General features: G+C 43.8%; 11 protein-coding genes. 4 read left to right on the forward strand and 7 right to left on the reverse strand.

The window, feature by feature from the left end; genetic code table 11:
* Positions 1-4 precede the first annotated feature (4 nt).
* The 5 genes from L3V23_RS17695 to L3V23_RS17715 form a co-directional block, all read right to left on the reverse strand.
* Positions 5-205: a twin-arginine translocation signal domain-containing protein gene (locus L3V23_RS17695; RefSeq protein WP_042482330.1), complete on the reverse strand. Its 201-nt coding sequence runs from the start codon at positions 203-205 to the stop codon at positions 5-7.
* 63 nt (positions 206-268) lie between these two features.
* Complete coding sequence (locus L3V23_RS17700) at positions 269-883, reverse strand: molecular chaperone (protein ID WP_102966561.1); 615 nt, start codon at positions 881-883, stop codon at positions 269-271.
* Positions 884-892: 9 nt separating this feature from the next.
* The gene (locus L3V23_RS17705) at positions 893-2,554 is read right to left on the reverse strand and encodes a 4Fe-4S binding protein (RefSeq protein ID WP_102966560.1); all 1,662 of its coding nucleotides are present in this window, start codon (positions 2,552-2,554) and stop codon (positions 893-895) included.
* Between the two features lie 196 nt (positions 2,555-2,750).
* Positions 2,751-3,296 carry a DUF3306 domain-containing protein gene (locus tag L3V23_RS17710; RefSeq protein WP_180980328.1) on the reverse strand — a complete coding sequence of 182 codons (546 nt, stop codon included), beginning with the start codon at positions 3,294-3,296 and terminating at the stop codon, positions 2,751-2,753.
* Complete coding sequence (locus L3V23_RS17715) at positions 3,286-3,720, reverse strand: DUF3305 domain-containing protein (RefSeq protein ID WP_174435411.1); 435 nt, start codon at positions 3,718-3,720, stop codon at positions 3,286-3,288. Before L3V23_RS17715 ends, L3V23_RS17710 begins: the two co-directional genes overlap by 11 nt.
* Before the next feature lie 283 nt (positions 3,721-4,003).
* Between L3V23_RS17715 and fdhD the strand changes: the two genes are divergently transcribed.
* From fdhD to L3V23_RS17730, 3 genes are all read left to right on the forward strand, one after another.
* The gene (fdhD, locus tag L3V23_RS17720) at positions 4,004-4,843 is read left to right on the forward strand and encodes a formate dehydrogenase accessory sulfurtransferase FdhD (protein WP_237292677.1); all 840 of its coding nucleotides are present in this window, start codon (positions 4,004-4,006) and stop codon (positions 4,841-4,843) included.
* 194 nt (positions 4,844-5,037) lie between these two features.
* Positions 5,038-7,386, forward strand: a complete 2,349-nt coding sequence (locus L3V23_RS17725) for an AAA family ATPase (protein ID WP_102966557.1) — start codon at positions 5,038-5,040, stop codon at positions 7,384-7,386.
* A gap of 3 nt (positions 7,387-7,389) precedes the next feature.
* A complete protein-coding gene (locus tag L3V23_RS17730) occupies positions 7,390-8,289 on the forward strand; it encodes a mechanosensitive ion channel domain-containing protein (protein ID WP_042482313.1) in 900 nt (299 codons plus the stop codon).
* Positions 8,290-8,376: 87 nt separating this feature from the next.
* Here L3V23_RS17730 and L3V23_RS17735 read toward each other — a convergent pair whose 3' ends face one another.
* Positions 8,377-10,407 carry a HAMP domain-containing sensor histidine kinase gene (locus L3V23_RS17735; RefSeq protein ID WP_237292679.1) on the reverse strand — a complete coding sequence of 677 codons (2,031 nt, stop codon included), beginning with the start codon at positions 10,405-10,407 and terminating at the stop codon, positions 8,377-8,379.
* Entirely contained in the window at positions 10,397-11,851 is a 1,455-nt protein-coding gene (locus L3V23_RS17740; RefSeq protein WP_102964183.1) for a sigma-54 dependent transcriptional regulator, read from the reverse strand. Before L3V23_RS17740 ends, L3V23_RS17735 begins: the two co-directional genes overlap by 11 nt.
* A gap of 282 nt (positions 11,852-12,133) precedes the next feature.
* Here L3V23_RS17740 and L3V23_RS17745 point away from each other — a divergent pair, with 282 nt between their 5' ends.
* The gene (locus tag L3V23_RS17745) at positions 12,134-12,952 is read left to right on the forward strand and encodes a substrate-binding domain-containing protein (protein ID WP_258004318.1); all 819 of its coding nucleotides are present in this window, start codon (positions 12,134-12,136) and stop codon (positions 12,950-12,952) included.
* Positions 12,953-12,956: the final 4 nt, after the last annotated feature.

Raw genomic sequence — 12,956 nt, forward strand, 5'->3', positions numbered from 1 at the left:
GCTCCTATAGCGTGTCGTAGTAATCACGAATGTGTTGTGTCTCGTGATAACCTTCTTTTTTAGTTGTAGGTACATTCAAAGACGGTTCTTGCGCACTGACACTCTGAGAAACTGTTGCGCCTACAGCGCCAGCAACCGCGGCAGTTCCAAGTCCTTTGAGCAGGTCACGTCTGCTTTTATCGATGTCTTGTTGTTGTTTTTTCATCATTGCTTCCTTATCTCGTCCCTATTGTTGCCAACAAGGTAAGTCTGAAAGCGCTTTACGCGCTTATTCAGTGAGGTTCTTTACTTCTATTTTGTGAGTATTACGTTTACTTACCTTCGCCTCGGTAAATGACACATTTTCTAACGACAAAAATGCACGCATTAACGTGGCAACTGCATGGTAATAACGGGTGTGTTGCGCTTCGGTAATTTGAACAGCAAGACGTTCATACCAAGGCGCTAAATGACGATTGAAAAATGATTGTTGAACGGGTTCCGGCTGTTCGCACAAATACGCCATGGTTTCGCAAAGCGCTGAAATATGATCTTCAGGCTCTTTCACATTTTCACTTCGCTCTAAACCTAGCTTACTTAAATGTGTGCGAATTTCCGCCAACGGTTTTTCCATGAGCGAACCAGTTAAATGCCAAGATGCAAAAGGTACGACTTCACCGCGACCGATACCGATGAACAGTTCTTGGTACTCATCTTCCAGTTGCTCAACATTAGTATTCTTAGACGCATGAACGATTTCAGACCAAGCCTGCGCCATAGGCGTACCGTTGTCTTCAAACTCTAACTCAGAGAGAAAATCGAGCAGTTCTTTGCTAGGTGCTTGGCGAAATAGTGTCGCCAATAACAGATAGATATCTGAACGCATTGATTGTGCCTGTTCCATTTGCTACTCCTAATATCTCAACTGTTGTTCTGGGTCGTTAGCCATCGACTCAAATACATCAATCACACGGCAGTCTTCACACATAGCAATACGGTTCAAAGCTTCAGCAGTAGCAAAGTGTGAGTGACCTTGTAACTTATTCTGCAACATAGTGATCATAGATTGAGGTGCGAATGGCTTATGGCAGCGTAGACATTTCGCTGGTTCTTCCTGATGTAGCGTGATCGCAGATTGACGAGCTGCTTTATCCCAGTTCATTTGCTTAACACTTGTTAGAGCATTTTCAGGACAAGCTTTGATGCATAAGCCACATTGAACGCAGTCCTGTTCAACAAACTTAATCCCCGGAATATCACCTTCATGATGAAGTGCTCTTGTTGGACACACAGCAACGCATCCCATACATAAAGTACAGTCTTTGGTTGAACACTCTATCGCGCCGTAAACTGAAGAGGCTTCTAATGGCTGCGCCACTTTCTCGATGTTGAATTGTTCAGCAAGTGCATCAAGCGAGGTAAATAGACGGGCACGCTTGTTCCCTTCTAGCTCACCTAAACGTAATTGAAGATCATCGGTGATTAGGCTCGGAGCCCCTTCGCGAAGCGACTCTAAGTAGAGGATGTTTATTGTCTCTTTCGCTAGGCCTAACTGAGAAAGCAATGTTTGAGCGGTTGCGACTTCTTGTTCCAGAATACGTTGAATGGTTTTAGGCATTCGGCGACTGGCAGCAAAAAGAACTTGAGTCGCTCCATTGGTTAATGCGGCAAACCAAGTATCAATACCGATAGAAGGCAATTCATCAACCGTCACTGGAATAACGTTTTCGGGCAGAGCCTTTAACGCCATCAGGTTATACGTCTCATGTTCTGAGCTACAAATCAGAACGACAGGTTTTTCACCGCCCGCTTGAAAATAGTTTTTAAGCAAACGTTCGATAAACTTTTGTGTCTCTTTAGGTGTGGGTAATGCGTAATGAATAGCTTCGGTAGGACAAGCTGTGGCACAAGTTCCGACGCCTTGACACAGATAAGGGTTAATCTCAATTCTATGACCTGTTTTGTCTGAACCTTCGCTTGATAACGCGCCCGCAGGACAGGCATCCACACAGCGTTCGCAACCTTTTACACCGCGTGAACTGTGCGCGCATAAATCGGTATCAAGTCGGAAATATTTAGGTTTATCAAAAGTGCCGACCAAATTTGGGATTTGTTCAAGTGCATCAGCCAGTTTTGGATAGCCCCGCCCTACAGGGAAATACCCCGGAACAGGAACTTCTTCCGTCATGACGCCATTCAGAGACATATCAAGGATGATATCGAACGAATCTTTTCCTATAGCGACTTTTGACAGGCTGGTTGTGACACCATGGTTTTGTACCAGCACATCAAAACTGCCGAGGTATCCACTAATTTGAACGCTATCCGCAAAGTAGATATTGGCTTCTTTGCCCTTCTCCCCATCTATGGAGAGCAAAGAGACAGATTGAACTTGAGGTAATTGTTCTGCGATACGCTCAATCAGGCTGGTAGGCCCAATAATCAGAGTATCGCCAGAGGACTCATAACTCACCGTGGGAGGAATGAGGTTAGATAATTCGACGGTATTTTCAATGGCAGAGTACCGCGCGATTCCATTTTGCGAAGTCGATTGTTGTAAGTATTGTTTTAGCATTTGCTCGCTTCCAGTGTTTATCCACACACTTTTTATCTGGATATGAACCTACATTAGCAAATAGCGTTCCAAGAAAACTTTTCAATATTTACAACAAGATACAAGGATAACACTAAGCTAATTAAGGGCATTATTATCTTGTGGGACAATTTGTCCCAACTGCTAACTTACCGTTTAGTCAAAATGTACCTATGATTTATATGGTATTTTTTGTCTCACCTTCTAAATCAGAGAGTTCAGTGTGGGTCTCTAATGCTGTTTCTTCAGTTTGCTCACCCTCTTCCACCTTACTATGCTGCGCAAGCAGTTCTAGTTGTTCAGACTCAAACTCTTCCTGTTGCTCAGGGTTTTCGGTCGACTCTTTCAACCATCCTCGCAATGTTTTCGCAATTTCCGGTGACAGAGGTTTGAGAGCACTGAAGTCCTGAGCGTAGTCGTTCATTCTGCACACTTCACTAAACTCGCCGCCGAAAAATAGCTTACGTAGTGCGGCTTTTTTAATGTCTTTATCGGCTTCCGAAGTCAGTAAGGATGCGAGTGATTGAGGCTCGCCACCCTCTTGTAACGCTTCAACATCTGAAGATAGGTTTTCGTCTGTTCTGTCTTCGCTTGTTAGGTCAATGGCAGCATCAGAGTTAATTGAATCAGCCTCCAATCCTACCTTCGCATCTTCTACCTGAGCGTCTTTCTCTCCCTCAAGCTTGCGTTTTGACCAGCGCGTTAAGAATGAATCATTGACCACTAGACCTCCCCGCGCCTTTACGCTTCTTACCACGCACTTCTAACAGTTCACCGTGTCGGCCGATAAAAGCTTCCATCCAAGCTTGCACAGGCAATGGCATGTCATTCGACAACACCAAATACTCTCCATCCATATACTGACCAGCGACACTTTGCGAGGCGATTAAGCGGATGATTTTTGGTGTTTCGCCATCTTCTGGCTGTTCTAAAATCAAAAACAATTTTGGACTTTTGGAGCTGAGGTTAAAGCGATAGTCTGTACGCTCGTCTCGATATAACTCTAGCGTCGCAACATGCTGTGAGTTCTCGTCTACGGTTAGATCAAAGCCAAGTAACTGCCATTGGGTTGTTACCCACATTCCGGCAGTAATCTCATGTTCTTTTAAGCGACAGCTAATCGGCCAACTGTTTTCGGTTTTTGCCATCGTTTGTTTTGCTACAAGAGGCTGAGCTTGTATTTGTTTTTCTGACATAAGAAACCTAATCAATTATTGTTTTGGTATATGTTGTTAGTGTTATTTAAGGTGACACAAAGCAAATATTGAGCCATTGACTCAAGCCTAGTTGGAAATTTGCGAATGTCATGGGTTAAATGTCGCATTAATTTGCGGTTAAATGATGAAAATGTCCTAATCGACGCAATTAACAAAGCAATGGAATGAAACTTGCTGTTTCGTTGTTCTCCGATCACTCCATCAGGAATCTCACGTGGCACAACCTAAAATCATAAAAACCAGTGAAAACCCATTTCAAACTATCGAAGTTGAAGTTTTTGACGAATATGGTGAACGCTTAACTAAATCTATCGCTTGTGAGCGCCCGTTAACGGTCATGCTTAACTGGAAAGAGATAGTCACCTTGATGACATTAGGATCCCGCCCTGAAGCCCTTGTTTTAGGCTATCTGAAGAACCAAAGTTTTCTTAACGATCCTGAAGCGCTTGAGTCAGTTATTATTGACTGGGAAACCAATAGCGCAGCCATTGTCACCAAAGAATCGCTAGAACATTTAGAACCCGCATTAAAGAAAAAGACCGTGACTTCTGGCTGTGGTCAGGGAACTATGTACGGCAACGTCATGAAGCAATTGGAAGGTTACAAAGTTCCTCAAACTGAAATTAAACAGTCTGAAATTTACGACGCGCTCGAAGCTCTCACCCATCACAATGATACTTACAAGGCGGCAGGAGCTGTTCATGGCTGTGCTGTTTGCCAAGGTAACTCTGTGCTTTCTTTTGTCGAAGATGTTGGTCGCCATAACGCTGTTGATACTTTGGCGGGTGAAATGTGGCTTCAAGGTGAAAGCGGTGATGACAAGATCTTCTACACCACCGGTAGATTAACCTCAGAGATGGTCATCAAAGTGGCTCAAATGGGCATACCTGTTCTGTTATCTCGTTCTGGGGTGACACAAATGGGATTAGAGCTTGCTCATCAGTTTGGCATTACCACTATTGCGCGAGCGAAAGGACGTCGTTTTCAGGTCTACAGTGGCGTTGAGAAAATAGAATTTGACGTTAAAGGTCATTTGGCCGATGAATCCGAATAATGGATTCAATTACTCAACAAATGACTCATCCAAAAAAGTAAAAACTCTTTATACAACCTTACATACAAGGGCGTATCAGATTTGATACTGCGTTATTTTGATTGCATTTTTTAGTCTGGATATCTGTATCTAAAACCGGATATACGATCTACACTGTTTTATGAAATCAATGGCTTACTTTAACGATAACGCATATGCAAAATTTGTTACGTCTTTTTTTGATGTTTTGGCTAGTGAGTGGACAAGCAGCCCATGCCGAATGGGATGTGAATAATATCAACACAACGCCAACAGCGAACAACAGTGCTTTAGAGATCGAGCAGCAGATTAAAAAACTGCCAGACTCTTTGTTCATGACACAAAATGAATATCTTGAGGTCTCTAGACTGTTGCATTCAACACTCTCTCTTCAATCGAATAACATTAATGATTTCTCACAGGCTTTAGTTGCCTATCGCAATCAAGATGATGACTTCAATTGGTTTAATTTGGAGCAAAGCTATCTCACTCAGGTGAGTTTAACCCATTCAAAGCAGCAATTACTTCGTTTGGCGGATGAACACACCAGAGCAGAAGTTACCGGATTTGGCCCTACTGGCGTTCTTCAGTTCAAACAGGAATGGAAAGTGGCTCAACTGAGCGCCGAATACCTGTTTTATTTCCAGATACGCAGTTTTCAATCTCTTATTGATGATTTGCTAATCTCCCCTGTACCTTTTATTTGGTCTGTGTGTAAGGTGCTGTTTATCTACTTTTTATTGGTGTGGTGGCTAAGACACAGCAAGCGACTCATTGAACTGTTTCGTAACACCTATTTAAAAGATAAATCAGAACCTTCGCTTTGGGCGCGTATTGTCTGGTATGCCAGCAAGGCAAACAAAGCTATAGCGTGGCTGATTGCGATAACTTTCTCACTGCAAGTACTTGCGGAAATTAAGAGTTTGCAGCACCTCGTCTATCTCGAAATTTTCATTTGGTGGATCTGGGGCGGCTCTATCGCCGTCAGCTTGATTCTGGAATTTACCTACAGAACCAGTCATACCTCGAATAAGGCGCTAATGGCGCTAAGACTCAGCACTATTCGTCGCATTGTTTGGACGGTGATCATTACGGGTGTGATTCTACAACTTTCTATGCGCACATTGGGTAAAGGAACCATCTATTACTGGATTCTCAATACCATGTATGCCTGGTTCTTTGTCATGATCGTGTCGGTGCTAAACCTATGGCGTGAACGAATTTTCGCGTATGCGGAAAAAGCTTCAGACAGACCGCTTTGGGTCAACTGGACCATCAGTAAGAAAGATGCGTTCGCCGTCAGAGTGTTCGCGACTACTATTACCCTAGCGTGGCTGTTAATGCATACGTTGCAATACCGACTTATTGCAGCGCTTTCAAACTACACTTTCTTCAGTCAGGCACTTGCTTATCTGTTTAGAATCGAAGTGGCTAAACAGAATGAAAGTATTTCATCTGACCATAACCACGTCCGTATCAAAGGTGATGAAGCCTTTGAGTACATTCTACCGGGGTCTATGGATAGCGAACTGATAGATTATGCCGCTGACGAAATAAAGCAGTTATCCCGCTACCTGCTGACCGACAGTCCGGCAATCTGCGTTGTTACGGGTGAACGTGGTATTGGCACCACAACTTTACTTTATACCTTGCTGCATAAGGTAAAGAACGCTGAACCTTTGTACCTGAACTGCCCGTATTCAGGCTACGCAGAACTGCTTGAACTGCTGGCGTTAAGCTTAGGTTTAGAAGCGGAGTCATCCGAGATTCAAATTCTTTCCCATTTGCGTAAGAGTGAACAAACCTATCTGATTGCCATAGATAACGCTCAACGTTTGGTAAAACCTATGGTCGGTGGACTAAACAGTTTAATGAAACTCACCAACCTACTTCGTCGCTCTAAGAAAAATCACCGTGTGATTATGGCCATCGAGAAATCGAACTGGCGCTTCGTCGATAGAGCACGTGGCGAACGACTGTTGTTTGACTGGGTTACGGTTCTTCCTCGCTGGAATGAGAAACAGATGGTAAACCTGCTTGATAGCCGGATTAACCGAGAGATAGAATCGCCTGTCAGTTTTGAAGGGCTTGTGGTACCCCGTCAATGGGATCAAGATGATTCCAGTGATGACGAACGCGCAAAACAAGGCTTTTACCGTATTCTTTGGCACTATTCCGACGGTAACCCTACGGTTGCGTTGCGATTCTTCCGCCGCTCTTTGAACCGCAATAAAGAAACGGGAGTGGTTAATGTCAATTTGTTCCATGTTCCTGACTCGCAAGATCTCGAACAGATGCCGAAACCTATGTTGGCAGTTCTACGTTCTATTGTGCAGCTTGAGGTAGCTTCTAGTGAAGAGTTGTCTAAGTGCACTCAGCTAAGTATTGCTGAAGTCATTGGTATCGTGCGTTATTTCCAAAGTCGCGGATATTTGGAATGGGCAGAAGATAAAGCGCGTGTTTCTGATCACTGGTATCGCACAATTACCAATGTTCTCGATCGCCAACATTTACTGGTGAAATAAACAATGAAGAAAAGTACTACTCACATGTTTTCACGTTTTATTGTTTTAGTTTTACTCTGCCTCGCATTGCCAAGTTATGCGAGTGAAGAGTCCGTCAACGCGGAGAGCTTTCAACAGATCGCCAGCTTAGTCCGATGGAGCGGCGTGCTATTCTCTATTCTGATCATTGCTGCCACTTGGCTGTTACTGAAGTTCATGAGCTCATTAGTTGAGACGATTGGCAGTCAGTTTGCGCAATATCGCATGTTGCTGCAAAAGCTCCAGTCGTTTCTCCAGTTCTTTATTTACATGGGGGCTGGTGTGGTGGTGTTTGTCCTCAGCTTCAGGATCAATGACCATATTTTAGCTTTAATCGGCGGTACGTTAGCGGTGTCTGTGGGCTTTGCTTTAAAAGACTTGGCAGCATCGTTTATCGCTGGAATGACGGTTATGATTGACCGCCCGTTTCAAGTTGGTGACCGCGTCACATTTGAGGGGCATTATGGCGACATCATCACCATTGGCTTACGTTCTGTCCGTATGCGTACTCTCTCAGACGACATTATTACCATCCCAAATAACAAGTTCTTAAACGAAGTGGCTGTCAGTGGTAACTATGGAGCTCTAGATATGCAGGTGGTGATTCCATTTTATATCGGTATGGATGAAGACATCGTTTTAGCGAGAAATCTTATCCAAGAAGCCGCCTCTTCCAGTCGTTACATTCATTTACCCAAACCTGTCACTGTATTGGTTAAGCAGACTATTACGGATAACTATTTGGCGGTTCAGCTAACCTGTAAAGCTTATGTGGTGGATACAGCGTATGAGAAGCTGTTTGAGACAGACATTACTTTGCGGGTCATGGATGAGTTCAAACAACACGGAATTAAACCACCGAAGATTGCGATTCACGCACAATAGACCTTCGCTACTGTTTGAAACGGTAGTTTTAGACTGATAACAAAATGCCTCGGTATCGAGGCATTTTGCTTTTTTGCGTTATCGAAATTAAGAGACTGATTTAGCGATAATCAGGTCTGTTTCTGCCTTAACTGGCAGGAAAACACTGAATACACTGCCCTTGCCGACTTCAGAGTGGACTCTGATCTCGCCGCCAGTTTGGCTGAGCATACTTTGAGATACCGATAATCCTAACCCCGTACCATCACGTTTAGTGGTATAGAAAGGATCAAATATACGTTTGAGATTTTCTGGCTTAATACCGCACCCTTCGTCTTCAATTGTAATAATGGCTCCGCAACAGCGATCTTCTTCAAACCAGTCTTTGCTCTGTATTGTCAGTTTGCCTTTACCATTCATGGCATGGATAGCATTCATCTGTAAGTTAACTAGAATCTGCAACAGCAGATGGCGATTAACTTCGACGGATTTATGAGCGTTAAGATCGACAACAAACTCAATATCTCGCTTTTTGGCGCCAGTTTTCACCAGTGTGATACTTTCTTCAATGATTGGGTTTACATGCTGCCAGGTAATTTCATCTTGCACGCCGCCTTGTCGGCTATATTGAAGCAAACTGCGAGTAATATTTCGGATTCTATCCACCTGTTCCAAAATCGCCTGAATCTCTTCTTCAATGCGAGCGCCTTCTTCGCCTAATTCAAATTGAATAAGCTCCGTGTTACCCAAGATCACCGCGGTTGGGTTATTGATCTCGTGGGCTATCCCCGCTGTCAGTTCACCGAGAGCCGCCAGCTTTTCGTGCACAATCAGTTTATCCCGCGTGGTATGCAGTAATTCGATATGGTGTTCAAGCTGTTCGGTTTTTTCTCTCAGCTTCGTCGTTCTAGAGTGAACCTTTTCTTCCAGTTCGTTAGCCGCGTTCTGAATTTCATCATTTCGTTGTTGGAGCAGATCCAGCATGTTGTCAAACTGCTTCGCCAATTGTGCTAACTCGTGTTTTTCATCTAAGCCAAGCGGACCGATGCGTTGGTTCTTACCCAATTGAACAAGCTTCACTACACGATGTATACGCTCAATCGGTCGGAAAAGATCACGTGACCCGCGATAGACAAACAGACCTGAAAATGCCAACAGTACTAACGTTGTCACCGCGATTTCAAAGATGTTGGTAAGGTAAGTTTTGACAAACGGCCACATCAAATAGCCGGTATAGAGCATACCGATTACTTGGTTATTCTGATTTCGAATCGGTTGATAAGCAGTGATATACCAAGCATCGTACACATACGCTCGATCAATCCAGTCTTCACCACGACCAAGAACGGCTTGTTTCACTTCGTTAGATACTCGGGTACCGATGGCTCGCCCTTCTCTTTCATCGCTATTGAGCGGCACGTTGGTACTGACGCGTAAATCATCCAAGAACAAAGTGACGGTACCGACTGGCCTTAACTTATCGTGTGTATACGGATAAACAATATCGCGATTTTCGTCGATTAATCCGCTACTGTTATTCAGTAACTCACCACCATCCAGAAAGCCAATCGCTTTATTGTTGCTGTCATATACCGTCACTACTGTACGGCTGACCAAACCTCTGCTCTCAACCGCTTCGCCGCTCAACTCTTTGACTTTTGCGCGTTGCGCTAAGCTCGGTTCTAGCTCGTGTAGTTCTTCGCCACTAAGCACATCAAAAGACGTTTTATTTTGGCTCAGCTCAGTATAGTGAGCCTCATTTTCTGTTGAGTTAATGGGGTGGAAAGTCAGGAAATCGAGTTGATAGCGCTGTTTTTGGTTTTTCACCCAAACGTCTACAGAACTGATGGACTGACCGTTCAAACGCACTCGAAACTCATAAGAATCCGCTAGCGCCTGAATCCGATTCACCTGATTCTGTTGTTGGATTGAAATTGATTTATTGGCAACGCCAAGTCTTTCGGCAACATCAACAAGTGTACTCTGCCATGTGTAATGAAGAGACCAATAGACTGAAATTGCAATCAACGCAAGTAAGGTAAAGCCTATGGGAACGGACGTCAGAATCAAAAGACGGTAGCGAACCATGGTCTGAAAGCGATGTTTCCATTTACGCCATAGCGGAAAATCATTCCACATTTTCAGTACCTTCGCTTTCCCACTCTTTGTACTTACGCTCTAACGTTTTTCTTGCCACACCCAGATCTCTCGCAGCAGCTGATTTATTTCCTTCATGGAAATCAACCAGTTGTTCAATATGCGCACGCTCTACATCTTTAAGTGTCCAAGCATTAGGATAACCCGTTGCCTTATCTCGCTTTTTGTTTTCAATGTACTCAGGTACGCCTGCGACATGTGACACCGTCACTGACACATTCGTTGGATGTGCTATACCATTCATCTCACGCCAATAATGAGCGGGCGGCTTACCCAGCAAGATGCAGCGTTCTATAAGGTTCTTTAGTTCTCGGATATTGCCCGGCCAATCATAATCGTTCATCGCACTGACATCTTCATGCGCCCACTTCGGAACAGGCACTGCCAGTTCTTTACACAGTTTTTGCGTAAAGAATGGTACCAACTCTCTTAAGTCACTTTTTCGATCACGTAAAGGTGTGACATCAATTTTGAGCACGTTTAGACGGTAATAGAGATCGCTTCGGAAACGACCATGTTCGACTTCTTTTTGCAGATTGCGGTTTGTCGCAGCAACGATTCGAACATCAACGTTTATCTCTTTCTCAGAACCTACTGGGCGAATGGCTCGTTGCTCTAATACTCGCAACAAAGAAGATTGCATGGTGAGTGGCATCTCACCAATTTCATCGAGAAATAGAGTGCCGCCATTAGCCACACGGAACAGACCTTCACGGCTTTTTTTCGCGCCAGTAAATGCGCCTGAAGTGTGTCCAAACAATTCACTTTCCAACAACTCAGGAGCAATTGCGCCGCAGTTAACCGGAACAAATGGGCCTTTTCGGCCACTGGCCTCGTGAATACCACGCGCTACCAACTCCTTACCAGTTCCCGATTCACCTTCAATCAATACCGAAGCTCTTGAAGGGGCAAACTGCAAGATTAGCTGTTTGAGTTGTTTCGTTTTCTCTGACTGGCCGATAATCTGACTTGTGGTATGGCGCTCAAAGTCATGCTTCAACGCATATTGCATGCGGGCACTTAAGCATTTATCCATACAGCGTTTAACAGCCTGCATCATCTGTTCTAGGTTAAATGGCTTAAGAATGAAGTCTGAGGCACCGAGTTTTAGCGCTCTGATTGCTGTCTCTAAGTCGGCATAGCCCGTCATAAAGATCACTTCGGCTTTATGATACTCGTCGGTGAAGGCTTCTTCCCATTCAATGCCAGATCGGCCAGGTAAATTGATATCGAGAATGATTAAATCGTAATGATTGGCGGTACGCAGTAATTCCGCTTCTTCAATAGAGCTCGCACAATCCACTTTAGAAAACCATTTGCTTAAGGCTTTCTTCAAAATGGCCTGCATACCCATTTCGTCATCGACAACAAGAACCGAAAACGCCTGATATAAAGGAGCTTGCTTTGAATCTATTGTATTGCTCATGAGTTTCTCAACGATAATTCATTAGGACAGAACGACTCACATAACCATACTACTGATGTGCCCATGTTGAGACATTTTGTCCCTACAAATGTGCGCTATCGCCTAATTTTGTAAGATTAATCATGATATTGTCTAATTCCCATACAAAAAGCCTAGTTTTAAATGTGGCATCCAGTTTGCTATGTCTGTTCTGCTATAAGTCAGATTCACTCATCGTTTAGACATAAATTGGCGCTCGATCTAGCTCAGCCCACAATGAATAAAATTAAAATGGATTTCATAATGAATAATAAGATTTCTCTTGCTCTTGCAGCAACGTCATTGGTTTTAGTCAGCTATTCAGCATCCAGTGCGGATGATACACAACGCATTCGTTTAGCCACCACGACCAGTACCTACCATTCAGGATTGTTAGACTACTTACTGCCAATTTTTGAAAAAGAAGCCGGCTATAAAGTGGATGTCATCGCGACAGGTACAGGTAAAGCACTAAAAATGGGTGAAAACGGTGATGTTGATTTGGTTATGACACACGCACCTAAAGCAGAAGCAGACTTCGTTGATAAAGGATTCGGTGTACTGCCTCGCAAACTGATGTACAACGATTTTGTTTTAGTTGGTCCAAACAGCGATCCCGCTAAAATCGCGCAACAGAAAAATGTCCTTGATGCTTTTAGCCATATTGCCAAAGACGGTGTGACATTCATTTCTCGTGGTGACGATTCCGGCACACACAAGAAAGAATTGGGCATCTGGGCTCAAGCTAAAATTGAACCAAATTTTGGTGGTTATAAGTCTGTAGGACAAGGCATGGGGCCAACGCTCAACATGGCTTCTGAGCTGCAAGCCTATACACTGACTGACCGTGGTACGTGGTTGGCCTATCAGAATAAACTGGACCTTAAAATTGTTTTTGAAGGCGATGACAAACTGTTTAACCCATACCAAGTGATTCTTATCAATCCAGAGCGTTACCCTGCTACCAATTATCAAGCAGCAAAAGCGTTTAGTGATTGGCTAGTTTCTGAAGAAGGACAACAGAAAATCAACAGCTTTACCCTTAACGGACAACAACTTTTTGTTGCAAACGCAGACAAATAACGGT

Source organism: Vibrio sp. A1-b2, from assembly GCF_021726015.1.
GTDB classification, from domain to species: domain Bacteria; phylum Pseudomonadota; class Gammaproteobacteria; order Enterobacterales; family Vibrionaceae; genus Vibrio; species Vibrio diazotrophicus.